The sequence below is a fragment of the Pseudoduganella rivuli genome, assembly GCF_009674485.1.
Taxonomy (GTDB): Bacteria; Pseudomonadota; Gammaproteobacteria; order Burkholderiales; family Burkholderiaceae_D; genus Rugamonas; species Rugamonas rivuli_B.
In genome coordinates this window covers 301527-324495 of the sequence record NZ_WKJJ01000008.1, presented here as the reverse complement: position 1 = coordinate 324495, position 22969 = coordinate 301527, and the positions used below count along the sequence as shown (strand labels likewise).

At 60.9% G+C, this 22969-nt stretch carries 20 protein-coding genes; 14 read left to right on the top strand and 6 right to left on the bottom strand.

Annotated elements, in window-relative coordinates; genetic code table 11:
- Positions 1 to 5: 5 nt before the first annotated feature.
- The 3 genes from GJ700_RS14945 to GJ700_RS14935 all read left to right on the top strand — a co-directional run bounded on the left by GJ700_RS14945 (position 6) and on the right by GJ700_RS14935 (position 3132).
- A complete protein-coding gene (locus GJ700_RS14945; protein ID WP_154375141.1) occupies positions 6 to 1499 on the top strand; it encodes an RNA polymerase factor sigma-54 in 1494 nt (497 codons plus the stop codon).
- 70 nt (positions 1500 to 1569) lie between these two features.
- Entirely contained in the window at positions 1570 to 1929 is a 360-nt protein-coding gene (gene hpf, locus GJ700_RS14940) for a ribosome hibernation-promoting factor, HPF/YfiA family (RefSeq protein ID WP_154375139.1), read from the top strand.
- A gap of 105 nt (positions 1930 to 2034) precedes the next feature.
- Complete coding sequence (locus GJ700_RS14935) at positions 2035 to 3132, top strand: enoyl-CoA hydratase/isomerase family protein (RefSeq protein ID WP_154375137.1); 1098 nt, start codon at positions 2035 to 2037, stop codon at positions 3130 to 3132.
- A 36-nt stretch (positions 3133 to 3168) separates the two neighbouring features.
- Here the strand turns inward: GJ700_RS14935 and rapZ are convergent, their stop codons facing one another.
- The 6 genes from rapZ to ilvA form a co-directional block, all read right to left on the bottom strand.
- Positions 3169 to 4032: an RNase adapter RapZ gene (gene rapZ, locus GJ700_RS14930; RefSeq protein ID WP_154375135.1), complete on the bottom strand. Its 864-nt coding sequence runs from the start codon at positions 4030 to 4032 to the stop codon at positions 3169 to 3171.
- A gap of 75 nt (positions 4033 to 4107) precedes the next feature.
- Positions 4108 to 5043: an HPr(Ser) kinase/phosphatase gene (hprK, locus tag GJ700_RS14925; protein WP_154375133.1), complete on the bottom strand. Its 936-nt coding sequence runs from the start codon at positions 5041 to 5043 to the stop codon at positions 4108 to 4110.
- A 33-nt stretch (positions 5044 to 5076) separates the two neighbouring features.
- Entirely contained in the window at positions 5077 to 5559 is a 483-nt protein-coding gene (locus GJ700_RS14920; protein ID WP_154375208.1) for a PTS sugar transporter subunit IIA, read from the bottom strand.
- 480 nt (positions 5560 to 6039) lie between these two features.
- A complete protein-coding gene (locus tag GJ700_RS14915; RefSeq protein ID WP_154375131.1) occupies positions 6040 to 6654 on the bottom strand; it encodes a hypothetical protein in 615 nt (204 codons plus the stop codon).
- A 336-nt stretch (positions 6655 to 6990) separates the two neighbouring features.
- Complete coding sequence (gene queF, locus GJ700_RS14910) at positions 6991 to 7824, bottom strand: NADPH-dependent 7-cyano-7-deazaguanine reductase QueF (RefSeq protein ID WP_154375129.1); 834 nt, start codon at positions 7822 to 7824, stop codon at positions 6991 to 6993.
- Between the two features lie 143 nt (positions 7825 to 7967).
- The gene (gene ilvA / locus GJ700_RS14905; RefSeq protein ID WP_154375128.1) at positions 7968 to 9500 is read right to left on the bottom strand and encodes a threonine ammonia-lyase, biosynthetic; all 1533 of its coding nucleotides are present in this window, start codon (positions 9498 to 9500) and stop codon (positions 7968 to 7970) included.
- Positions 9501 to 9684: 184 nt separating this feature from the next.
- Between ilvA and GJ700_RS14900 the strand changes: the two genes are divergently transcribed.
- The 11 genes from GJ700_RS14900 to GJ700_RS14850 all read left to right on the top strand — a co-directional run bounded on the left by GJ700_RS14900 (position 9685) and on the right by GJ700_RS14850 (position 22898).
- Positions 9685 to 10179: a YqaA family protein gene (locus tag GJ700_RS14900; RefSeq protein WP_154375126.1), complete on the top strand. Its 495-nt coding sequence runs from the start codon at positions 9685 to 9687 to the stop codon at positions 10177 to 10179.
- A 227-nt stretch (positions 10180 to 10406) separates the two neighbouring features.
- On the top strand, positions 10407 to 14411 hold the full coding sequence (locus GJ700_RS14895; RefSeq protein ID WP_154375124.1) for a DUF3683 domain-containing protein: 4005 nt from the start codon (positions 10407 to 10409) through the stop codon (positions 14409 to 14411).
- Positions 14411 to 14842 (top strand): HIT family protein, encoded by a 432-nt coding sequence (locus GJ700_RS14890; protein ID WP_154375122.1) that lies wholly within the window; start codon positions 14411 to 14413, stop codon positions 14840 to 14842. Before GJ700_RS14895 ends, GJ700_RS14890 begins: the two co-directional genes overlap by 1 nt.
- On the top strand, positions 14839 to 15255 hold the full coding sequence (locus GJ700_RS14885) for a gamma-butyrobetaine hydroxylase family protein (RefSeq protein ID WP_154375120.1): 417 nt from the start codon (positions 14839 to 14841) through the stop codon (positions 15253 to 15255). The genes GJ700_RS14890 and GJ700_RS14885 overlap by 4 nt, the downstream gene beginning before the upstream one ends.
- A gap of 170 nt (positions 15256 to 15425) precedes the next feature.
- The gene (locus tag GJ700_RS14880) at positions 15426 to 17831 is read left to right on the top strand and encodes an ATP-binding protein (RefSeq protein ID WP_229507023.1); all 2406 of its coding nucleotides are present in this window, start codon (positions 15426 to 15428) and stop codon (positions 17829 to 17831) included.
- A 9-nt stretch (positions 17832 to 17840) separates the two neighbouring features.
- Entirely contained in the window at positions 17841 to 18230 is a 390-nt protein-coding gene (locus GJ700_RS14875; RefSeq protein ID WP_154375116.1) for a response regulator, read from the top strand.
- 59 nt (positions 18231 to 18289) lie between these two features.
- Positions 18290 to 19024 (top strand): bifunctional demethylmenaquinone methyltransferase/2-methoxy-6-polyprenyl-1,4-benzoquinol methylase UbiE, encoded by a 735-nt coding sequence (gene ubiE / locus GJ700_RS14870; RefSeq protein ID WP_154375114.1) that lies wholly within the window; start codon positions 18290 to 18292, stop codon positions 19022 to 19024.
- 12 nt (positions 19025 to 19036) lie between these two features.
- Positions 19037 to 19987 carry a Tim44 domain-containing protein gene (locus tag GJ700_RS14865; protein WP_154375112.1) on the top strand — a complete coding sequence of 317 codons (951 nt, stop codon included), beginning with the start codon at positions 19037 to 19039 and terminating at the stop codon, positions 19985 to 19987.
- A gap of 73 nt (positions 19988 to 20060) precedes the next feature.
- Positions 20061 to 20684 carry a ubiquinone biosynthesis accessory factor UbiJ gene (locus GJ700_RS14860; protein ID WP_154375110.1) on the top strand — a complete coding sequence of 208 codons (624 nt, stop codon included), beginning with the start codon at positions 20061 to 20063 and terminating at the stop codon, positions 20682 to 20684.
- Between the two features lie 19 nt (positions 20685 to 20703).
- The gene (ubiB, locus tag GJ700_RS14855; protein ID WP_154375108.1) at positions 20704 to 22269 is read left to right on the top strand and encodes a ubiquinone biosynthesis regulatory protein kinase UbiB; all 1566 of its coding nucleotides are present in this window, start codon (positions 20704 to 20706) and stop codon (positions 22267 to 22269) included.
- The gene (locus tag GJ700_RS14850; protein ID WP_154375106.1) at positions 22269 to 22898 is read left to right on the top strand and encodes a methyltransferase; all 630 of its coding nucleotides are present in this window, start codon (positions 22269 to 22271) and stop codon (positions 22896 to 22898) included. The genes ubiB and GJ700_RS14850 overlap by 1 nt, the downstream gene beginning before the upstream one ends.
- Positions 22899 to 22969: the final 71 nt, after the last annotated feature.

The window sequence follows — 22969 nt, the reverse complement described above, 5'->3', positions numbered from 1 at the left end:
ATCCGATGAAACAGTCACTGCAACTTCGCACTTCGCAGCACCTTGCGCTGACTCCCCAGTTGCAGCAGTCGATCCGCCTGCTGCAATTGTCCACGCTGGAGCTGCACCAGGAACTGGAACAAATCCTCGGCGAAAACCCGCTGCTGGAGCGCCTCGACGATCCGCTCGACCACTCGGTGCGCCTGCTGGCCGATGGCGCCATCAGCGCACCCGTGCAAAACGGTGCGGAAGCCACGCCGGATACCCTGCAGCCGCCGCAGGAAGGCGCGGCGCCCGCCGACGGCGAACAGTCCTATGAAGCCGGCGCCGATGGCGACGGCGATGCATCCGGCGCCGCCGAAGGCGACAGCGACTGGGGCGACGTCGGCCGCGCCAAGAATCCGGACGATGACGATTCCCGGCCACAGATCGAAGCCAGCCATTGCACGTTGCGCGAACATTTGCTGGAACAGATGCGCGTGACGGTCACGGAAGAGCGCGACCGCATTTTGATGGAATTGATCATCGACGCGCTGGACGACAACGGTTACCTGGAAGAGACGCTGGAGGAAATCCATGCCCGCCTGCCGGAAGAGGCGGAAGTGGAGCTGGATGAACTGCGCACGGCGCTGGCGCTGCTGCAATCGTTCGATCCGTCCGGAGTGGGCGCGCGCAGCGCGTCCGAATGCCTGGCGTTGCAAATAAAGCAATTGCCGAACGTGCCGCTGGTGACGCGCCGCATGGCGCTGACCATCGTGGAAAAGCACCTGACATGGTTTGCCCAGCGCGAATTCAACAAGCTGAAAAAAGCCCTGGATTGCGACGATGAGGATTTGCGCGAAGCGCAAGCCGTGATCCGCCTGTGCAATCCCCATCCGGGCGCGGAATTCGCTTCGGACGTGTCGGATTACGTGGTGCCGGACGTGGTGGTGAAAAAAGCCCGCAATGGCTGGCAGGTGACGCTGAACAATGATGTCATGCCCCGCTTGCGCGTCAATGCCATGTACGCCAATCTGTTGAAGCAGGGCAAGGGCGAGTCCGCGATGGGCGCGCAGTTGCAGGAAGCCAAGTGGCTGATTAAAAACATGCGTCAGCGCTTCGATACGATCTTGCGCGTGGCGCAAGCCATCGTCGAGCGGCAAAAGAATTTCTTCTCGCACGGCGCGGTTGCGATGCGGCCCCTTGTGTTGCGTGAAATTGCTGATACACTGGGTCTACACGAGAGCACTATTTCTCGCGTAACAACTCAAAAATACATGCTGACGCCCCATGGCATGTTTGAGTTGAAATACTTCTTTGGCAGCCACGTCGCAACGGAAGCAGGAGGAGAGGCGTCCTCCACGGCGATACGGGCGCTGATCGTGCAATTGACAGGAGCAGAAGACCCTAAAAATCCATTATCCGACAGTAAGATTGCGGACATGCTGGGGGAACAAGGCATGGTAATTGCGCGACGAACTGTTGCCAAATATCGCGAAGCATTGAAAATCCCGCCCGTAAGTCTGCGCAAAGCTCTGTAGTGTTACTGGGTTCCCCTGCGCGCCACAGCACAACTGCGATGCGTACGAACCTTCATCTTTAGGAGTGTGTATGAATCTCACCATCAGTGGACATCATCTCGAAGTGACCCCCGCGATTCGCGAATACGTTCAGAACAAACTGGAGCGCGTAAAACGTCATTTCGATCAAGTAATTGATATTGCTGTCATCCTGACTGTAGATAACCTCACCGAGAAAGAGAAAAGGCAGAAAGCCGAGATCAATTTGCGAATGTCCGGCAAGACCGTGTACGTGGAGAGCCTGTCGCAAGACTTGTACGCCGCCATCGATACGCTGGTCGACAAACTGGATCGCCAGGTCATGAAATACAAATCCAAAGTACAAGAGCATAACCACACGGCGATTAAACATCTCCCGGATAATTACGACGAGCCGGCCGCTACCGCATAAGCGGTCCCCGGCATACGGACGAAAAGGGCGCATCAGGCGCCCTTTTTTGCGCCTGCTCTGCTGCCGACGCTACAATAGCTTTCTTTTAACTTAGCGATCCCCGTCATGAGCGAACACGTCCTCAACCACGTCGTTACCCACGTCAGCAATGGTACCGGTTTCATTACGCTGGACCGTCCCAAGGCCCTGAATTCCCTGTCGCTCGACATGGTGCGCGCCATGACGGGAATCCTGCTGGCCTGGCGCGACGATGCGCAGGTGGCAGCCGTGGTGATCCGCAGCAGCAGTGAAAAAGCCCTGTGCGCAGGCGGCGATATCCGCTTCTTCCACGATGCGGGCAAAGCCACGCCGCAGGGCGGCAGCGCGCTGCTGGAAGACTTCTTCACGGAAGAATATGCGCTGAACCACTTGATCCATTACTACCCGAAACCGTATATCGCCGTCATGGATGGCGTGGTCATGGGCGGCGGCATGGGCATTGCACAGGGTGGTCCCGGCTGCGGCGTCCGCATCGTCACGGAGCGCACGAAGATGGCGATGCCGGAAGTGAATATCGGCTTGTTCCCGGACGTGGGCGGCAGCCACTTCCTGTCGCATGCGCCGGGCCGCCTGGGACGCTATCTCGGCGTCACGGGCGTGACCGTGGGCGCGGCCGACGCGCTGTACGTGGGCCTGGCCGACCACTTCGTGCCGGTGGCGCAATTACCGGCGCTGGCGGCATTGCTGGACACCACGCCGGGCGCGCAATTAGTTCAGCGCATTGCCGATTTTGCCGCGCCGTTCCGCGCGCAGGCCGGCGTGGCGGCAATGGAAACTGAACGCGCTGCCATCGAGCGTCATTTCGCGCCGGCGTCCGTGCCGGCCATGATGGCGTCGCTGGCGGGCGACAGCAGCGAATTTGCGCAGAAAACACTGAAGGTCATGCAGGGCCGCTCGCCGCTGATGATGTGCGTGACGCTGTCGCTGCTGGACCGTGGCGCGTCGCTGGACGTGGCTGATTGCCTGCGCATGGAGCGCAATGTGGTGCGCCGCAATTTCGAACATGGCGAAGTGCTGGAAGGCGTGCGCGCGCTGGTGATCGACAAGGATAATGCGCCGAAGTGGTCGCCAGCGTCGCTGGACGACGTGACGCCGGCCATGGTGGAACGCTTCTTTGAACCGGCCTGGCCGGCATGGGCGCATCCGCTGCGCCACCTGGCGTAAAAGACCAGGGCCTGCCGCCAGGGCAGGCCTTTTACATTACGACTGTTCGCGGTGCCGCAACACCACGCGCTCACTCTGGTGGAAATGCCGCGCCAGCCGCTCCGCCATGTACACGGAGCGGTGCTGGCCGCCGGTGCAGCCGATCGCCACCGTCAGGTAGCTGCGGTTGTCGCCCTTGAACGATGGCAGCCACTTGGTGATGAAGTCGCGGATATCCTTGAACATTTCTTCGGCGCTTGGTTGCGCATCGAGGAAGGCGATGACCGGCGCGTCGCGGCCTGTCATCGGTCGCAGCGCGAGGTCGTAATACGGGTTCGGAATGGCGCGCACGTCGAACACGAAGTCCGCATCGAGCGGCACGCCCAGCTTGAACGCGAACGATTCGAAGAACACGGTCAGCGGCGCGTTTTCGCTTTGCACCAGGTCCTTGACCCAGGCGCGCAGCTTGTTGGCGCTCAGTTCCGACGTGTCGATCACGTGTCCCAGCTGCTCGATCGCCGACAGGCGTTCCCGCTCTTCCAGGATGCATTCGATCAGGGTGCGGCGCGCGGCCGGATTATGGCCTGGCTTCAGTTCGTGCGACAGCGGGTGGCTGCGGCGCGTTTCCGAGAAGCGCGCGACGAGGGAATGGGTATTGGCCGTCAGGAACATGATTTTCACGTCATGTCCCTGCACGCGCAGGTCGCTCACGACACCGGGCAGGCTGGCCAGCGATTGGGAGCTGCGCGCGTCGACGGCGACGGCCAGTGCCTGTGTCCCTTCGTCAGCCAACTGGGTGACCAGGTGGGCCAGCAAGCCAGGCGGCAAATTATCGACGCAGTAAAAGCCCGTGTCCTCGAGGACGTTCAGGGCGACGGATTTTCCGGAGCCGGATATACCGGTAATGAGCACGATTCGCATAGGTATTGATAATACCTCAATGCCTACCGATAGTGCTCGCGCTGATCGCTACCGTTTTGCACTCCAGGCCGCCGCTTAATCGCCGGACATGGCCTGGCGCTGGCGCTCCATGAATTCCTGTAATGTATCGATGCCCCGCAGCTGCAAAATTGTATTGCGCACCGCGGCTTCCAGCAGCACCGCGATGTTGCGGCCGGCCGCGACGGGGATCACGACTTTGCGGATCGGCAGGCCCAGCACGTCTTCGGTCGGGAACTGGAACGGCAGGCGCTCCACTTCTTCTTCCAGCGCGGAGCGGCGCACCAGGTGCACGATCAGTTTCAACCGCATCTTGCGGCGCACGGCGGTTTCGCCAAAGATGGCTTTAATGTCCAGCAAGCCCAGGCCGCGCACTTCCAGCAAGTTTTGCAGCAGGGCAGGGCAGCGGCCTTCGATCATGTTGGGCGCGATGCGGGCGAACTCCACCGCATCGTCCGCCACCAGGCCATGGCTGCGGGAAATCAGTTCCAGGCCCAGCTCCGATTTGCCGAGGCCGGAATCGCCCGTGATCAGCACGCCGACGCCCAGCACGTCCATGAAGACACCGTGCATGATGATGCGCTGCGCCAGTTTCTTCGACAGGTAGACGCGCAGGAAGTCGATCACCTGCGCCGCCGGCAGCGGGGTGGAAAACAGGGGGATGTTTTTCTCGTCGCAGATCGCCAGGATGTCTGGCGGCGTTTCCAGGCCTTGCGCAATGATCAGCGCGGGCGGGCCGCCGGCGATCAATTCGCCAATCACGTGCGCGCGCGTCAGCGATTTCAGGCGCTGGTAATAATTGATTTCCTGGTGGCCGAACACTTGGATACGGCCCGGGTGGATGGTGTTGAGGTGGCCAACCTGGTCGGCGGCGGAGGCGACGTCGCCGGAAATCAGGCGTTCGCCGCCGGGAAACCCGGCGAACCACCCCAGCTGCAAACTTTCACGATTATCGTCATACAGGCGTTGGATCGTCAGTGGCGTTTGCAGCATGGTCGTTCAGTTCAGGATGGCAATCCTGACAGTTTAACCTGCGGCTTGCAGGCTGGGTTGCCAATTCACGATACGCGAATATACGGATTGCGGATCAGGGTCCGTCGCCAGCGCCGTGCGGAACGCATCATCCGAAAACATTTCGGCGATTTCCGACAGGATTTCCAGGTGCTGTTGCGTGACATGATCTGGAATCAGCAGGAAGAACAGCAGGCTGACCGGCTTGCCATCCGGCGATTCAAAGGGAATCGGCTCCGCCAGCCGGACGAACGCCGCCAGCGGCGATTTCAAGCTCTTCATTCCCTTGATGCGCCCGTGCGGTACCGCCACGCCGTGACCCAAACCGGTCGATCCCAGGCGCTCGCGCGCAAACAGGTTGTCGGAAACGGTCGAGCGGGCAATGCCGCAATTGTTTTCAAAGATCAGGCCGGCTTGCTCGAAAGCTCGTTTCTTACTGGACACTTCTAAGTCCAGTTGCACGTTTTCGAGTGAAAGGATTTTGCTCAGGTTGTTCATAACGCGACGTGGAATGGTGCGGCGCACAAAGGTGGCTTGCGAGCAGAATTATAGGCTTGTTTTTCAGCCGTGTAACATGAATTCGCTCGTGCCAAGGTCGTAGCCACTATCCGCCGCAGTCCGCCAGGGGCAGGCCGTAGCATTGTTAAAAATACACACTGGCACGGGTAAGCTCTCCGCACGCACTTTTCAGTGTAAACGCCAGATATTTACCTGAGAGAATGCGGTTTCGCCAACTTTTCAACGTCTAACTGAGTTAACGGCAGCAGCTTAGAAAACTGCAATAGTTCTTGACTCATTGTAAGACAATTTTGAGGCAGGTGATACACGGCTGAATTTGCTTGCGCTAAAAACTGACACATTCCTGGCATCTATCGCCGGCTGGTGGTCAGTATGGCAAGCCATGATGAAGGGAATATGGAGGCGGCACGGCTGTGCCGCAAGGGGGCGGGCTGGACAGGATGCCAGCCCCGGAGGTGGTCAGCGGCCCCGCGCGTACTTGGCCCAGAAGCCCCGTGGTTCCTTGCCGGCGTCGCCGCCTTGCTCCGCTGGCAACCCGTGCTCGAGATGCTGGACCTTTTCTTCCAGCATTTTAATCAGCTGGTCTTTATCGTCGAGCCGGGCGCGCATTTCACTGGTGACCTGGTCTTTTACTTTGCGCAATTCCGCTTCCAGCGCAATGATGCGCTCCAGCGAATGGATGCGTTCCTCCATGATACGGAACAAACTGTCGTCTTTCGGTACATCGTGGAAATTCGAGGTGGCATGCGTATCAAGACTGGCGGGGGGCGTGATATAGGGCGCGCCGTGCGCATCATTGTTTGTTCCGTGCATGAATAATTGCCCATACACTCGGATCAATTCCGCCGTGTCGAGCACGGATTCGCCATTGGGGGAAATAGCTTTGTGCAAGCGCCCCCGGTCGATATCGCGGTACAGCGTCGCCCGGCCTCGCCGTACCATACGGGCAGCTTCAGAAATGGAAACCAGCATCAGAATCCCTGTCAAAAAGAAATGGCCATGATGAAAACGGCGTCGAACCGACGCCAGCGGTTTTACCAATGAAATGCAATGTTGTCGTAAAAACCATTGCACCCGGCTTCCAGGCGGTGCCGGCTAAAAAGATAGTACCCCTGAAGTTCAGCGCATTTCAAGCACTTTGTTGCTGAGCTAAAACAGTGAATTCTCACTGAAAATCACCGATGACAATGTCCAGGACATTTTAATAAGCCGATTTAAATTGCAGTTATATCGGTATTTAAATCGATTAATGAAAGAAAATATTAACTCGTGCCAAATATTGGCGCGATTGCGCCAATCGTGGGCATAAAAGTAGCCTGAAACGGCGGTTTTTACTGCTTGGGGCGTTGAAATGCAAAACGCCGCTGCCGGGCAATGACCCGGACAGCGGCGTTCGTGAACCGTGCTGAATTACTGGCGGGCGTTACGCAGGTTCGATGGCTTTTGCCCGCTGGTATAGTTACTCCGCCACGGATTAATATCCAGTCCACCACGGCGTGTATAGCGCGCATAAACGGATAATTGCTGTGGTTTGCACTGGCGCAGGATATCCGTGAAGATACGCTCCACACATTGCTCGTGGAATTCGTTATGTTCGCGGAAACCGATCAGGTATTTAAGCAAACTCTCCTGGTCGATTTGCGGGCCATAATATTGGATCTGCACGCTGCCCCAATCAGGCTGTCCCGTGACGAGGCAGTTGGATTTCAATAAATGGGAAATAAAAACTTCCTCGACAGGCTGTTCGTCGAAGTCGGCTTTCAGGGTTTCCGGCTGTGGCGAATAATTATCGACTTCAATATCCAGGCGATCCAATAACACGCCTTCCAGTTCGCCCATGGCCAGTTTATTGAAATCCTGCTGTTCGATAATCGTCACGTGCACGGAAGCACCGGCGGCCGCCGATAAATCCTGCTCCAGCAAAATCTTCAATGCATCCGCATCGGCGACTTTGGTTTGATTAAACGAGTTCAGATACAGCTTGAATGATTTCGACTCGATGATATTGGGCGAGTCGGCCGGTACCGTGATTTTTGCCACCGCCACTTGCGGCTTGCCCCGCATGTTCAGCCACGACAGTTCATAGGCATTCCAGATGTCGACGCCGAAGAACGGCATCGTGCCGGTCAGGCCCAGCTCGTCACGCTTGCCCTGGCGGGGAATCGGGAACAACAGTTCAGGCGCGTAATCCGTGCGGTACGCGGAAGATTTCCCCAGCGGGGACTGGTCGGCAGTGTTGGTCATGGTGTGGACAAAAAGCGATAGGCGAAAGACGAATGGTAGCGCAATTGCGGCATTGCGGCATATGCGTTTTCGTGATGGGGACGGTGAAAGCGATGCATACAGGCGGACCGGGCGGTCCGCCTGGGGAAGACGTCAGGGGGACGTCAGAGGAACAGTTTGTACACGGGATTGGCGCTTTCATCCCAGTAGCGATAGCCCAGGCCGGCCAGGAATTGCGCGAACTCGCCCATTTCATCTTGTGGCACTTGCAAGCCGATCAGGATGCGGCCCACGTCGCCGCCCTGCGAGCGGTAGTGACACAGGGAAATGTTCCAGTTCGGCGCCATGCTGTCCAGGAAGCGCATCAGCGCGCCCGGGCGTTCGGGGAACTCGAAGCGGTACAGCAATTCATCCTTGGCCAGGGTGCTCTTGCCGCCCACCAGGTGGCGCAAGTGCGACTTGGCCAGTTCATCGTGCGTCAAATCCAGCGTCTTGAATTCGTTGGCTTCGAAGCTGCGCGCCAGCGCGGACGATTCGCCCCGGTCGGAAATTTGCACACCGACAAACACGTGCGCTTCGTTGGCATCGCTGATCCGGTAGTTAAATTCCGTCACGTTGCGCGGGCCCACCAGCGAGCAGAAGCGCTTGAAGCTGCCGCGCTGTTCCGGCAACGTCACGGCAAACACGGCTTCGCGCGCTTCGCCCAGTTCCGCACGTTCGGCCACGAAGCGCAAGCGGTCGAAGTTCATGTTGGCGCCGCTGGCAATGGCGATCAGGGTTTCATTCTTGACCGGTTCCCTGGTCAGCGCGGCGCGTTCCACGTAAGCCTTGGCGCCGGCGATCGACAGCGCGCCGGACGGCTCCAGGATCGAACGGGTATCGGTGAACACGTCCTTGATGGCGGCGCACAGGGCGTCCGTGTCAACAATGATGACTTCGTCAACATATTGCTGCGCCAGGCGGAATGTTTCCTGGCCACACAGGCGCACGGCCGTGCCGTCGGCGAACAGGCCGACGTCGGGCAGCGTGACGCGTTCGCCGGTTTTCAGGCTGCGCGCCATGGCGTCGGAATCAAAGGTTTGCACACCGATGATCTTGATGTCCGGGCGGATTTGCTTGACGTAAGCGGCAATGCCGGTGATCAGGCCGCCGCCGCCGATCGGCACGAAGATCGCGTGGATCGGGCCCGCGTGCTGGCGCAGGATTTCCATGCCGATCGTGCCCTGGCCGGCAATCACGTCCGGATCGTCGAACGGGTGCACGAACGTGAGTTTCTGTTCTTTTTCCAGCGACAGCGCGTGGTTGTACGCGTCCGTGTACGATTCGCCATGCAGCACGACTTCCACCGCGGCGCCGCCACGGGAGCGCACCGCATCGACCTTGACTTGCGGCGTCGTGGTCGGCATCACGATGATGGCGCGGCAACCCATCTTGGCAGCGGACAAAGCGACTCCCTGCGCGTGGTTGCCTGCGGAAGCGCAAATCACGCCGCGTTTCAGCTGAGCTTCGCTCAGGTGCGCCATCTTGTTATAGGCGCCGCGAATCTTGAAGCTGAATACGTCCTGCATGTCTTCGCGCTTGAAATAAATTCGGTTCTGGAAGCGCTGCGACAGGGTCGGCGCCAGCTCAAGCGGCGTTTCGTGGGCCACGTCGTAAACGCGGGCGGTCAGGGTTTTCTTCAGATAGTCGATAGTCATAGTCTGCTTGGGTCGTAGGCGCCAGATTGCTGGCAGGGCAAGGACATGCTTTCAACGGCGGGTAACCGAATTGAGGCTGTGCACCTGGCGCCGCGCGGATAGCGCTGGCCGGGTGGGGTAGTGTACTGCTCGATAGTAAATCATGTGCGAAATGGATAATTCGCTGGTTCATTATAATGGGAACATGATTGAATCTTCCATCCGCTGGCTGTTGAACCTGCTGGCCGCGCCCGAAGTCGGCCTGACTTCGGTATTTCTCGTCAGTTTTGTCTCCGCCACCCTGGTGCCGCTGGGCTCCGAACCGGCCGTGTTTGCCACCATCAAAGCCAACCAGGCGCTGTTCTGGCCCGCCATCCTGGTCGCCACCTGCGGCAATACGCTGGGCGGCGCGGTCGACTACTGGCTGGGCTACAAGGCCAAGAGCGCGTTTGCCAAAGAGCGGGAAAGCCGCTGGTTTGCCTGGCTGGCCCGCTATGGCGCGAAAACCATGCTGCTGTCGTGGGTGCCGGGCATCGGCGATCCCCTGTGCACGCTGGGCGGCTGGCTCAAGCTGCCGTTCTGGCCCTGCATCGTCTACATGGCGATCGGCAAGTTCGCCCGCTACGTCACGATGACGTCGGTTTTGCTGTACGTGCCGGACGGTGTCTGGAAATCCATCGCGCATACGCTGGGCGGCTAAGCCCTTCGAAACGATTTAGTCTGTTTTGCCTAATGCCGGTTGCGGCAAACCTTGTTTTGCCGGTATTCGATAATTGGCATCAAATTGCGGTAAGATGAGTGTTTTTCGAATTAATTTTGGTCAATTGACGCTTACGTAACCCCGTCGTCGGCTAAGGCTGTTCCGGCGTGGTGCGGCGCAATACGATAGAATGGCCATCCTTAGGGTCAGTCCGCAGTACATCCATCATGAACGCCCCAGCACAAATCCAAGCATTGCTCGCCGAATCGCCAAATGGTCCCGCACCCACCCGGTTGCGTGAAATCCCTTATAACTACACGTCGTTTTCCGATCGCGAGATCGTCATCCGTCTGTTGGGAGAAGATTCCTGGCGCTTGCTGGACGAATTGCGCGCCGCGCGCCAGACCGGCCGTTCCGCACGCATGCTGTACGAAGTGCTGGGCGATATCTGGGCCGTGCGCCGCAACCCGTACCTGCAGGACGACTTGCTGGACAATCCGAAGCGCCGCCAGGAATTGATCGATGCGCTTCACCACCGCCTGTCCGAAGTGGACAAGCGCCGCATGGCCGTGGACGCCGGAGCCGGCGGCGATCCATCGCGCAGCGCCTCCGTGGAACAATTGCTGAAAGCAGCCAGCCAGGCCGTGGAAAAATTTGGCGAAGAATTCCGCCAAATGTACGACTTGCGCAAGCGCGCCACCAAGGTGCTGGGCCGCTACACGGAAAAGCACAACGTCTGCTTCGACGGCATGAAGCGTATTTCGCACGTGACGGACGCCACCGACTGGCGCGTGGAATATCCGTTCGTCGTCCTCACGCCGGATACCGAAGATGAAATGGCCGGCCTGGTCAAAGGCTGTATCGAACTGGGCCTGACCATCATCCCGCGTGGCGGCGGCACCGGCTACACGGGCGGCGCGATTCCGCTGACGCCGCTGTCGGCCGTCATCAACACGGAAAAGCTGCTGGACATGGGCGCCGTGAAAATGGAAATGCTGCCGGGCGTGGACCGCGAATACGCGACCATTTACACCGGCGCCGGCGTCATCACGAACAAAGTGTCGGAAGCGGCCGAGAAGGCCGGTTTCGTGTTTGCCGTGGACCCGACGTCGGCCCACGCCTCGTGCATCGGCGGCAATATCGCGATGAATGCGGGCGGCAAGAAAGCCGTGCTGTGGGGCACCGCGCTGGACAATCTGGCGTCGTGGAAGATGGTCGATCCGCAGGGCGACTGGCTGGAAGTCACGCGCCTGGACCACAACCTGTCGAAGATCCACGATACGCCGCTGGCCCGCTTCAAGCTGGAGTGGACGCACCCGAACGCCAAAGGCGAAGCCAAGGGCGCGCCGTTCAAGACGGAAATCCTGGAAATCGCCGGCCGCGTGTTCCGCAAGGAGGGCCTGGGCAAGGACGTCACGGACAAATTCCTGGCCGGCCTGCCGGGCATCCAGAAGGAGGGCTGCGACGGCCTGATCACGTCGGCGCGCTGGATCCTGCACAAGATGCCGAAATTCACCCGCACCGTGTGCCTGGAATTCTTCGGCCAGGCGCGCGATGCGATTCCATCGATCGTGGAAATCAAGGATTACCTGGACGGCTTGCCGGCCAAGGGCGAACAATTCAAGACGCTGCGCCTGGCGGGCCTGGAACATCTCGATGAGCGCTACCTGCGCGCCGTGGGTTACGCCACCAAGTCCAAGCGCGGCACCTTGCCGAAGATGGCGCTGTTTGGCGATATCGTCGGCGACGATGAAAACGCGGTGGCGCTGGCCGCCTCGGAAGTGGTGCGTCTGGCCAATACCCGCGTGGGTGAAGGCTTCGTCGCCGTCAGCCCGGAAGCGCGCAAGAAATTCTGGCTGGACCGCGCCCGTACCGCCGCGATTGCCAAGCACACCAACGCGTTCAAGATCAATGAAGACGTGGTGATTCCGCTGAACCGCATGGGCGAGTACACGGATGGCATCGAGCGCATCAACGTCGAACTGTCGATCACCAACAAGCTGCAACTGGCGGCCGAACTGCGCGAATTCTTTGACGCTGGCAACCTGCCGGTCGGCAAGAGCGACGATGCGTCCGACGACAAGGTGGGCGACGCGGAAATGCTGGGCGACCGCCAGCAGCAGGCGCAAGCCTTGCTGGAACTGGTGCAGAAACGCTGGCAAACCATCCTCGACAAGCTGGACCAGCCCGTCGTATCGCTGCGCGACGAGTTGCGCGAGCTGGGCCTGGGCCATCTCGATGCCGTCATCGATGCGCGCCTGGAACGCCAGCCGGACGCGATCCTGTTCGACATCGTGCAAGACCACACGGTGCGCATCAGCTGGAAGCAGGAAATCCGCGCGCAACTGCGCCAGATCTTCAACGGCGCCGCATACAAACTGATCCTCGATGAATGCGCGGTGATCCACAAGCGCGTGCTGCGCGGCCGCGTGTTCGTCGCGCTGCACATGCACGCGGGCGACGGCAACGTGCACACCAACTTGCCGGTCAACTCGGACCATTACGAGATGCTGCAACTGGCGCACAAGGCCGTGGCGCGCATCATGGTGCTGGCCCGTTCGCTGAACGGCGTGATTTCGGGCGAGCACGGCATCGGCATCACCAAGCTGGAATTCCTGACCGAAGAAGAAATCGGCGACTTCCGCAAGTACAAGGAACGGGTGGACCCGGAAGGCCGCTTCAACAAGGGCAAGCTGCTGAATTTGCCGGGCATGGAAGCGGACTTGCGCAATGCGTACACGCCGTCGTTCGGCCTGATGGGCCACGAATCGCTGATCATGCAGCAAAGCGATATCGGCGCGATTGCCAACAGCGTCAAGGATTGCCTGCGCTGCGGCAAGTGCAAACCCGTGTGCTCGACGCACGTGCCGCGCGCCAACCTGCTGTACTCGCCGCGCGACAAGATCCTCGCGACGTCGTCGCTGATCGAAGCGTTCCTGTACGAGGAACAGACGCGCCGCGGTATTTCGATCCGCCATTGGGAAGAATTCGAAGACGTGGCGGACCACTGCACCGTGTGCCACAAGTGCGAATCGCCATGCCCGGTCAATATCGACTTTGGCGATGTGTCGATGAACATGCGCAACCTGTTGCGCAAGATGGACAAGCGCAGCTTCAATCCCGGCAAGAAGGCCGCGATGTTCTTCCTGAACGCGACCGATCCGACCACCATCAACGCGGTGCGACAGGGGATGGAGATTGCCTATAAAGCGCAGCGCCTGGGCAATGACGTGTTGAAGAAATTCGCCAAGGACCAGACCAAGGCGCCGCCTCCGACCGTGGGCAAGCCGCCCATCAAGGAACAGGTGATCCACTTCATCAACAAGAAGATGCCGGGCAACCTGCCGAAGAAAACCGCGCGCGGCTTGCTGGACATCGAGGACAACAAGGTGATCCCGATCATCCGCGATCCGAAGAAAACCACGGCCGATTCGGAAGCCGTGTTTTACTTCCCGGGCTGCGGCTCGGAGCGCCTGTTCTCGCAAGTGGGCCTGGCCACGCAAGCGATGCTGTGGAATGTCGGCGTACAGACGGTGCTGCCGCCGGGTTACCTGTGCTGCGGTTATCCGCAGCGGGGCGCGGGCGATTTTGATAAAGCCGACAAGATGGTGACGGACAACCGCGTGCTGTTCCACCGCATGGCCAACACCTTGAACTACCTGGACATCAAGACCGTGGTGGTGTCGTGCGGCACTTGCTATGACCAGCTGGCGGGTTACGAGTTCGAGAAAATCTTCCCGGGCTGCCGCATCATGGATATCCATGAATACCTGCTGGAAAAGGGCGTCAAGCTGGAAGGTGTCGCAGGTACGCGCTATATGTACCACGACCCTTGCCACACGCCGATGAAGATGCAGGACCCGCTGAAGACGGTGAACGGCTTGATCACCACGGTGGACGACACCAAGATCGAGAAAAACGACCGTTGCTGCGGCGATTCGGGCACCTTGATGGCGGCCCGTCCGGACATCTCGACGCAGGTCCGCTTCCGCAAGGAACAGGAAATGGTCAAGCACGCGGACAAACTGCGCGAAGATGGCTTCACGGGCGAAGTCAAGGTGTTGACCAGCTGCCCGGCCTGCCTGGGCGGCGTATCGCGTTACGGCGAAGATGCCGGCACCACGGCCGATTACATCGTGGTGGAAATCGCCAAGCATTTGCTGGGCGAGAACTGGATGCCGGATTATGTGGCGCAAGCCAATAACGGCGGTATCGAACGGGTGCTGGTGTAATGGCCTGTGACTTGTGCAACCTGCTCGCCAGCCCACCGGCCGATGTGCTGGTGTGGCGGGACGCGCAAGTGTCCGTAGTGCTGGTCGACGAACCGCACTATCCGGGCTTTGCGCGCGTGATCTGGAATGCGCACGTCAAGGAAATGACGGACCTGGCGCCCGCCGAGCGCGACCACGTGATGCGGGTGGTGTGGCAAGTCGAAGCGGCGCAGCGTGCCGTCATGGCGCCCGATAAAATCAATGTGGCCAGCTTTGGCAACATGACGCCGCACGTGCACTGGCACGTGATTCCGCGCTTTGCCAGCGACGTGCATTTCCCCCAACCGACCTGGGGCCCGGCCCAGCGCGAGCCACATCTACAAGAAGTGGCCGCACGCCGTGCCCTGCTGCCGCAATTGCGCGCAGCCATCATTGCCAATCTCGACCAATGAAAAATCCCACCGGCCTGACTGTCCACAGCAAATCCCGCATCCTCGAAGTGGCTTTCGACGATGGTGCATCGTTCAACATTCCGTTTGAACTGTTGCGCGTGTATTCGCCGTCGGCGGAAGTCAAGGGCCACGGCCCGGGCCAGGAAATCCTGCAAGTGGGCCAGCGCGACGTCGGCATTTCGGCGCTGGACCCGGTCGGCAATTACGCGGTCAAGCCGACGTTTACCGACGGCCATAATTCCGGCTTGTTTACGTGGGATTACCTGTACAAGCTGGGCGCCGAACAGGAACAGTTGTGGGCCGACTATCTGGCCAGGCTGCACGCGGCGGGCTTTGAAGGCGACTCCGGCCGCGAACCTGGCACGGTATTGCCGTCCGCGCCGAAGGCGCACGGCTGCGGCCACAAGCACTGACCGGCATCGCCCCATGCGGCGTGAATGCCACGCCGCCCCACTATGTCCTGAACAACCCTGCTAACAACATGGTATTGTAGGCACCTGTTTCCCTGACATGTGTGCCGATGCGCCAGTTCGTCCGTTCCAGCCGTTTAATTGTTTTGCTGGGGAGCTGCCTGGTGGCAGCCATGCTCGGCGCGCTCGGCTTTGCGCTGTGGGCTTCGCGGGAACAATCGATCGCCGAGTGGCAGCGCCACCTGTCCAACCTGTCGCTGGTGATTGCCGAACAGACGGCGCAGGAAGTGGCGTCCGGTTACCTGATCTTGGGCAGTATTGTCGAATCCGTGCAGGCGTCCGGCATCAGTACTGACCGGGAATTGCGCGAGCAAATGGGAACGGCGGCAGCGTTCCAGCGCATGGGCGACATGGCCGAGGGGCTGCCGCAAGTCGACGTCATCACCATCGTGGCGGCCAATGGCGATGTGGTGAATTTCACCCGTTCGCATCCCGCGCCCCCCATCAACCTGTCCGACCGCGACTACTTCAAGGCTCACCTGAAGGATCCCAAGCTGGGCGTGTTTGTCAGCGCGCCGGTCCGCAACAAGGGTAACCAGGCGTGGACGTTTTACCTGAGCCGCCGCCTGACGGGACCGCAGGGGCAATTCCTGGGGTTGGCGCTGGTGGGCTTTTCCAGTTCGTTCCTGACCGACTTCTACCGCAAGATCAGCCTTGGTGACGGTGCGTCCGTCACACTGTACCGGCGCGATTTCACGTTGCTGGCCCGTTCGCCTCATGACGATGCGCTGATGGGGAAAGTCAACCGCAGCGGCACGTCGTATCGCGTGATCGAGCAAATGCGCAAGACCGATGGCGTGCTGGTGACCGATGCGCCCCGTTTTTCCGAAGGGGGCAACCGCGTGCAGCGCATGGGGGCGGTGCGGCTGGTGGGGCAATATCCGCTGGTCGTCAATATCACGGTGACGGAAGATTTGTTCCTGGCCCAGTGGCGCAGCTACGCGCAAGTGTTGACGGCCGTGGTGATGGCCAGTGCGGTGGCCATGGTGCTGGCCTTTGCCGGGCTGGTGCGGGCGCTGCGCAGGCGCGAACAGGATATGGAAAAGATGCGCGCGCTGGCCGGCGCCGCGGAAGCGGCCAACCGGGCGAAATCCGAATTCCTGGCCATGATGAGCCATGAAATCCGCACACCGCTGACGTCCATCATCGGCTTTGCGGAAACGCTGGCGCCCTCCGGCGGCGGCATGCCCAGCGCGGAAGCGGGGGAAATCATCATGCGCAACGGCCAGCACTTGCTGACCATCATTAACGACATTCTCGATATTTCCAAGATCGAGGCGGGCCGGCTGGTGCTGGAAGAAGTGCGGTTTTCGCCGCTGGACGTGGCGCGCGGCCTGTTGCCGGCGATCGAGGCCGAAGCGCGCAACAAGGGCATCGCCGTGCGCTTTGACGCGGTCTACCCATTCCCGTCGCACGTGGTGGGCGACCCGACGCGCTGGCGGCAAATCCTGTTCAACCTGTGCGGCAACGCCGTCAAGTTCACGGAGCGCGGCAGCGTGACGCTGACCTTGCATTACGTACGCGAAGTGGGGCGCCTGCAATGCCGCGTCGCCGATACCGGCATCGGCATGACGGCAGAGCAGCAGGCCGGCTTGTTCCAACCCTTCACGCAGGCCGACAGTTCTGTGGCGCGCCGCTATGGCGGCACAGGGCTGGGCTTGCATCTGGTGCAGCAGCTTGCCGTGCGCATGGGCGGCACGGCGCGGGTGCACAGCGCGCCGGGGCAGGGCTCGGTCTTTGAGGTGGACATCTTGGCGCCGCCGGCGCCGGACGCCGAATGGCTGGCGGCCATGCCGGCATGGACAGTCCCGCAGGCGCAGTTGCAGGAACCCGTGTGGCAATTGGCCGGCACCGTGTTGCTGGCGGAAGACGGGCCGGACAACCGCCGCCTGATCAGCGCCTGGCTGGCGCAGATGGGCCTGGCGGTCGACACGGCACCGGATGGCGCGCGCGCCGTGGAGCTGGCGCTGGCCGGTCATTATGACGTGGTGCTGATGGATATCCAGATGCCGAACATGGATGGCGTCCAGGCCACGCGCCTGTTGCGCAGCACCGGCTACGCCACACCCATCGTGGCGCTGACGGCCAACGTGATGGCGGAAGACCGCGAACGCTACAGGGCGGCGGGCTGCAACGAATGCGTCGCCAAGCCGGTGGATTTCGCCGAGCTGGGCCGCCTGCTGGCCGGACTGCTGGCGGCAAGCGCTGCGGCACCGGCGCCGCTACCCTATGCGCAACTGGAAGGCTATGACGATATGCGGCGCCAGTTCGAAGCGCGGCTCAAGGCTGCGCTGGCGGCGCTGGCCGGCATGGTCGCCGCCCATGCGCACGCCGAAGGGCGGGAGATTGCCCATATGTTGAAGGGGAGCGCGGGCAGCTTTGGTTATCCGCGCGTGACAGAACTGGCTGCTGAGCTGGAGCAGGCATTCGTGGCTGGCGATGGCGCGCGGGCCGCCGCCGTGCTGGCAGCGATACAACAACTCGACGACGTGCGGCGTTTGCTGGCGCAGCCGGCCTGAAAGGAAGCCATGGTAGACAAGAACCGTATCTCCGTATTGATTGCCGACGATGAAGCGACGATGCGCAACCTGCTGGCGTCCGTACTGAAGAGTTGTGGCTACAGCAATTTCCTGCATGCGTCCGACGGGCAGCAATCGATGGAGCACCTGCGCACGGGCGACAAATCATTGCGGCTGGCTTTCCTCGATATCGACATGCCCGGCTTCAGCGGGCTGGAAGTGCTGGAAATGGCGCGCCAGACGCGGCCCGGCTGCGCGTACGTGATGGTTTCCGCCCACAGCGCCATCGATAATGTCATTTCTGCAATGAATCGCGGTGCGGCCGGGTTTGTCGTGAAACCCTATACACCGCAAAAGATTGCCGACGTGCTGGCCAAGTTCGAGCGGGAAGCGGGCTGAAAGGGGCGGCGGACCGTTGGCGCTTGTATAATGCAGGCAAACTCAACTGGCTCCGCACTATGACCAATACTACCCATTTCGGCTATAAAACCGTCAACGAAGCAGATAAAGTCAAGGAAGTCGCCAAGGTCTTCCATTCCGTGGCGGCCAAGTACGACGTCATGAATGACTTGATGTCGGCAGGCCTGCACCGTTTGTGGAAGACCTTTACGATCGCCAATGCCGCCGTGCGCCCCGGCTTCAAATGCCTCGATATCGCGGGCGGCACGGGAGATTTGGCCAAGGCGTTCGCGAAACAGGCGGGGCCGACGGGCGAAGTGTGGCTGACCGACATTAACGAATCCATGCTGCGCGTGGGCCGCGACCGCCTCTTGAACAAAGGGATGGTCACCCCCACCTTGTTGTGTGACGCCGAGAAATTACCGTTCCCGGACAATTATTTTGACCGTGTCAGCGTGGCCTTTGGCTTGCGCAACATGACGCACAAGGATGTGGCGCTGTCGGAAATGCGCCGCGTGCTGAAGCCGGGCGGCAAATTGCTGGTGCTGGAGTTTTCCAAGGTTGCCGAGCCGCTGCAAAAGCCGTACGACTTGTATTCGTTCTCGGTATTGCCGTGGCTGGGCCAGAAAATCGCCAACGATGCGGAAAGCTACCGGTACCTGGCGGAATCGATTCGCATGCATCCGGACCAGGAAACCCTGAAAACCATGATGCAGGATGCGGGCCTGGAGCGGGTCCAGTATTACAACCTGACGGCGGGTGTGGCCGCTTTGCACACCGGTATCAAACTGTAAGAAAGAGCTGCCATGAACATGAAGAAATTTTTGATCGGCGCCACGCTGGCGCTGTCCGCTGCCGCCATGATCGGCGACGCGCTGGCCCGTCCGATGGGCGGCGGCAGGTCGATCGGCCGCCAGTCGCAAAGCGTCAGCAACATGCCGCGCCAGGCGACGCCGCCTGCCGCGCCGCCGGCCAGTCAAGCCGTTCAGCCGGCCCGCGCGCCGGGCGCCGTGACGCCACCGGCAGTGCCGCCGAAGCCGGCCAGCCCATGGAAAGGTATCCTGGGCGGCGCGCTGCTGGGCCTGGGCCTGGGCGCCCTGTTGTCGCACTTCGGCCTGGGCGGCGCCCTGGCCAGCGCCATCAGCTCGATGCTGATGATTGCCCTGCTGGTGGGTGGCGCGTTCCTGATCTGGCGCTTGATCCGCAGCAAGATGTCGCCACAGCAACCGCAGATGGCCCCGGCTGGCTACAGCAATGCATGGCAGCAACCGCCTGCCGCGCCGGCGCCGGACTATAACCTGCCGCCACTGCAGCCTGCCGCGGGCGGCCTGAACCTGGCCAAGCCGGGCGATGCGCCAGCCGCCGCGCAAGCACCGTGGGGCGTGCCGGCCGACTTCGACGCGGCGACGTTCCTGCGCCACGCCAAGGGCAATTTCATCCGCCTGCAAGCGGCGTGGGATAAAGGTGACGTGGCCGATATTCGCGAATTCACGACGCCGGAAGTATTTGCCGAACTGAAGATGCAAATCACGGAACGCGGCGGCCAGGCCGATTACACGGACGTGGTCACCATTGAGGCGGAATTGCTGGGCATTGAAAACGATGGCCGCGATTACCTGGCCAGCGTGAAGTTCTACGGCACCATCAAGCCGTCGCCGACCGCCCTGGCGGAACCGTTCCAGGAAGTGTGGAACCTGTCCAAGCCTGTCAGCGGCAACGCCGGCTGGCTGCTGGCCGGTATCCAGCAACTGGCTTGATCGCCCGTCCTCTGTAGTAAGATCGAGACCGCCCGAATTTCGGGCGGTTTTTTTTCTTTTTCTGCCCGCAAGCATGCCATCGCCGATCCCACCGAATTTGCCATCCCCGCTGGCGCCCGTCGCCGCCACCATCAACCATTTGCTGGCCCAGGAGCCGTGGGCGCGCGAGGCGCTGCGCCAGAACGCGGGCAAGGTCGCCTGCATCGACGCCAGTCCTGTCGTGGTGCGCCTGCAAGCCACCAGCGATGGCTACGTGGACGTGGCGGCGGGCGATACGGCCGCCAACGTGACGATCAAGGTCAAGCTGTCCGACCTGCCGCTGATCGCGCAAAACCGCGACCGCGCTTTTTCCTATGTGCAACTTGAAGGTGACGCGGATTTTGCCAACACGATTTCGCAACTGGTGAAATCGCTGCGCTGGGAAGCGGAACACGACCTGGAAAAGCTGGTTGGCCCGGTCGCGGCCGTCCGCATGGTGGAAGGGGCGAAATCGCTGTTTGGCGCATTCCTGGCGGGCAACCGCAAACTGGCGGAAAACACGGCGGAATACCTGTTGGAGGAAAATCCCGTGCTGGTCCGGCCGGACGTGACGGACGGTTTCGGCGCGGACGTGACGCGCTTGCGCGACGACGTCGAGCGCTTCGCCAAGCGCCTGGCCAACCTGGAAAAGAAACTTGCGCAACGCGGCGCTGCTTAACCCACACATCGGAACCTAGATGATCCTGAAATTCCTGAGGCTGCTGAAAATCCTGCGCGTCGCCCTCCGCTACGGCCTCGATGAAATCGCCATTTCCGGCCTGGACGTGCCGCGCACGTCGCGCCTGATGGACGTGCTGTTCTTCTGGCGCGACATTTCCGCGCCCCGTGGCCGCCGCCTGCGCATGGCGCTGGAAGAACTGGGTCCGATTTTCGTCAAGTTCGGCCAGGTGCTGTCGACGCGGCGCGATTTGATTCCCGCCGATATCGTGGAAGAGCTGGCGCTGCTGCAAGACCGCGTGCCGCCGTTCGATTCCGACCTCGCCATCGCGCAAATCGAGCGCTCGCTGGGCGGCCACCCGGACCGCCTGTTTGCCACGTTCGAGCGTATTCCCGTCGCGTCCGCCTCGATTGCACAGGTGCACTTCGCCACGCTGAAAGACGGCACGCAGGTGGCGGTCAAGGTGCTGCGCCCCGGCATGCGCCAGTCCATCGACAAGGACGTGGCGTTGATGCACCTGGCGGCCGACGTGGTCAGCCGCCTGTGGGAAGACGCCAAGCGCTTGAAACCCAAGGAAGTGGTGGCGGAATTCGACAAGCACTTGCACGATGAGCTGGACTTGATGCGCGAAGCGGCCAATGCCAGCCAGTTGCGCCGCAATTTCGCCGATGGCGACTTGCTGCTGGTGCCGGAAATGTTTTGGGATTACTGCTCGCCCAGCGTGATTGTCATGGAGCGCATGCATGGCATTCCCGTGTCGCAAACGGAACGCCTGATCGAAGCGGGCGTGGATTTGAAAAAATTGTCCAGCGACGGCGTGGAAATCTTCTTCACCCAGGTGTTCCGCGATGGCTTTTTCCACGCGGACATGCACCCAGGTAACATCCTGGTCTCGATCGACCCGGCCACCTTTGGCCGCTATATCGCGCTGGACTTCGGCATCGTCGGCACGCTGAACGATTTCGACAAGGATTACTTGTCGCAAAACTTCCTGGCCTTCTTCCGCCGCGACTATAAGCGGGTGGCCGAAGCCCACATCGAGTCCGGCTGGGCGCCGAAGGAAACCCGCGTCGATGAACTGGAATCGGCTGTCCGCGCGTGCTGCGAACCCATTTTCGACCGGCCGCTGAAAGATATTTCGTTTGGCCAGATCCTGCTGCGCCTGTTCCAGACGTCGCGCCGTTTCAACGTGGAAGTGCAGCCGCAACTGGTGCTGCTGCAAAAAACCATGCTGAACATCGAAGGACTGGGCCGCCAGCTGGACCCGGACCTGGACTTGTGGAAGACCGCCAAGCCGTACCTGGAACGCTGGATGGCGGAGCAGGTGGGCTGGCAAGGCATGCTGGAGCGCCTGAAGTCGGAAGCGCCCCGCTACACGCACGTGTTGCCGCAATTGCCACGCCTGGTGCACCGCGCCTTGTCCGTGGCCAGCGAGCCGGATAAAAATGATGAATTGCTGCGCACCCTGATCGACGAACAGCAGCGCACCAACCGCTTGCTGAGCTTTATTGTCTACTTTGCCGGCGCCTTCATACTCGGTGCGGTGGGACTGCGCGCGTACATGCACTGGCGGGGAGTGATGTGATGGATGCACTGGAGTTCAACAGCCGCGACCCGATGTCGCCCGCGTTCTGGGATGAACGTTTTGGCAAGCATTTCACGCCATGGGACCGGGGCGGCATTCCCGAACGCTTGCGCCAGTTCGTCAAGGATACGGCCCATGGCGCCGCGGCGGCGGGCTTGCCGTTGCCGGCGACGCTGATTCCCGGCTGCGGTTCCGCCTACGAACTGGCCTACCTGTCGGAAGCGGGCTGGGACGTGACGGCCATCGATTTCTCGCCGGCCGCCGTGGCTGCCGGCAAGGAAGCGGTCGGGCCGCAGTGGCAGGACCGCGTGGAGGAGGCGGATTTCTTCGCGTGGCAGCCGTCCGCACCGCTGCAATGCATCTACGAGCGGGCCTTCCTGTGTGCGCTGCCGCGCCACCTGTGGCCGCAAGTGGCCGAGCGCTGGGCGCAATTGCTGGCGCCGGGCGGCATGCTGGCGGGATTTTTCTTCTTTGATAACAATCCCAAGGGGCCGCCGTTCGGCATTACCCGCGCCGAACTCGATGCGCTGCTGTCGCCGTACTTCACGTGCGTGGCGGACGAACCGGTGTGGGATTCCATCCCTGTTTTTGCCGGCAAGGAACGGTGGATGAGCTGGTTCCGTGTCTGAACCGCCGCGGCCGCCGCGCCAAAACTGACGCCGGGCGGAAAAAAGGCTTTATAATTCAGGGTTTTTGATGT

Bases quoted from the DNA above. Each gene is read 5' to 3' on its own strand.
- GJ700_RS14865 (WP_154375112.1), top strand. From the start codon at position 19,037: ATGAACATGAAGAAATTTTTGATCGGCGCCACGCTGGCGCTGTCCGCT.
- ubiE (WP_154375114.1), top strand. From the start codon at position 18,290: ATGACCAATACTACCCATTTCGGCTATAAAACCGTCAACGAAGCAGAT.
- ilvA (WP_154375128.1), bottom strand. From the start codon at position 9,500: ATGACTATCGACTATCTGAAGAAAACCCTGACCGCCCGCGTTTACGAC.
- hpf (WP_154375139.1), top strand. From the start codon at position 1,570: ATGAATCTCACCATCAGTGGACATCATCTCGAAGTGACCCCCGCGATT.
- queF (WP_154375129.1), bottom strand. From the start codon at position 7,824: ATGACCAACACTGCCGACCAGTCCCCGCTGGGGAAATCTTCCGCGTAC.
- GJ700_RS14920 (WP_154375208.1), bottom strand. From the start codon at position 5,559: ATGAACAACCTGAGCAAAATCCTTTCACTCGAAAACGTGCAACTGGAC.
- GJ700_RS14875 (WP_154375116.1), top strand. From the start codon at position 17,841: ATGGTAGACAAGAACCGTATCTCCGTATTGATTGCCGACGATGAAGCG.
- rapZ (WP_154375135.1), bottom strand. From the start codon at position 4,032: ATGCGAATCGTGCTCATTACCGGTATATCCGGCTCCGGAAAATCCGTC.
- GJ700_RS14900 (WP_154375126.1), top strand. From the start codon at position 9,685: ATGATTGAATCTTCCATCCGCTGGCTGTTGAACCTGCTGGCCGCGCCC.
- GJ700_RS14895 (WP_154375124.1), top strand. From the start codon at position 10,407: ATGAACGCCCCAGCACAAATCCAAGCATTGCTCGCCGAATCGCCAAAT.
- GJ700_RS14880 (WP_229507023.1), top strand. From the start codon at position 15,426: ATGCTCGGCGCGCTCGGCTTTGCGCTGTGGGCTTCGCGGGAACAATCG.
- hprK (WP_154375133.1), bottom strand. From the start codon at position 5,043: ATGCTGCAAACGCCACTGACGATCCAACGCCTGTATGACGATAATCGT.
- GJ700_RS14945 (WP_154375141.1), top strand. From the start codon at position 6: ATGAAACAGTCACTGCAACTTCGCACTTCGCAGCACCTTGCGCTGACT.
- GJ700_RS14935 (WP_154375137.1), top strand. From the start codon at position 2,035: ATGAGCGAACACGTCCTCAACCACGTCGTTACCCACGTCAGCAATGGT.
- GJ700_RS14885 (WP_154375120.1), top strand. From the start codon at position 14,839: ATGAAAAATCCCACCGGCCTGACTGTCCACAGCAAATCCCGCATCCTC.
- GJ700_RS14850 (WP_154375106.1), top strand. From the start codon at position 22,269: ATGGATGCACTGGAGTTCAACAGCCGCGACCCGATGTCGCCCGCGTTC.
- ubiB (WP_154375108.1), top strand. From the start codon at position 20,704: ATGATCCTGAAATTCCTGAGGCTGCTGAAAATCCTGCGCGTCGCCCTC.
- GJ700_RS14860 (WP_154375110.1), top strand. From the start codon at position 20,061: ATGCCATCGCCGATCCCACCGAATTTGCCATCCCCGCTGGCGCCCGTC.
- GJ700_RS14890 (WP_154375122.1), top strand. From the start codon at position 14,411: ATGGCCTGTGACTTGTGCAACCTGCTCGCCAGCCCACCGGCCGATGTG.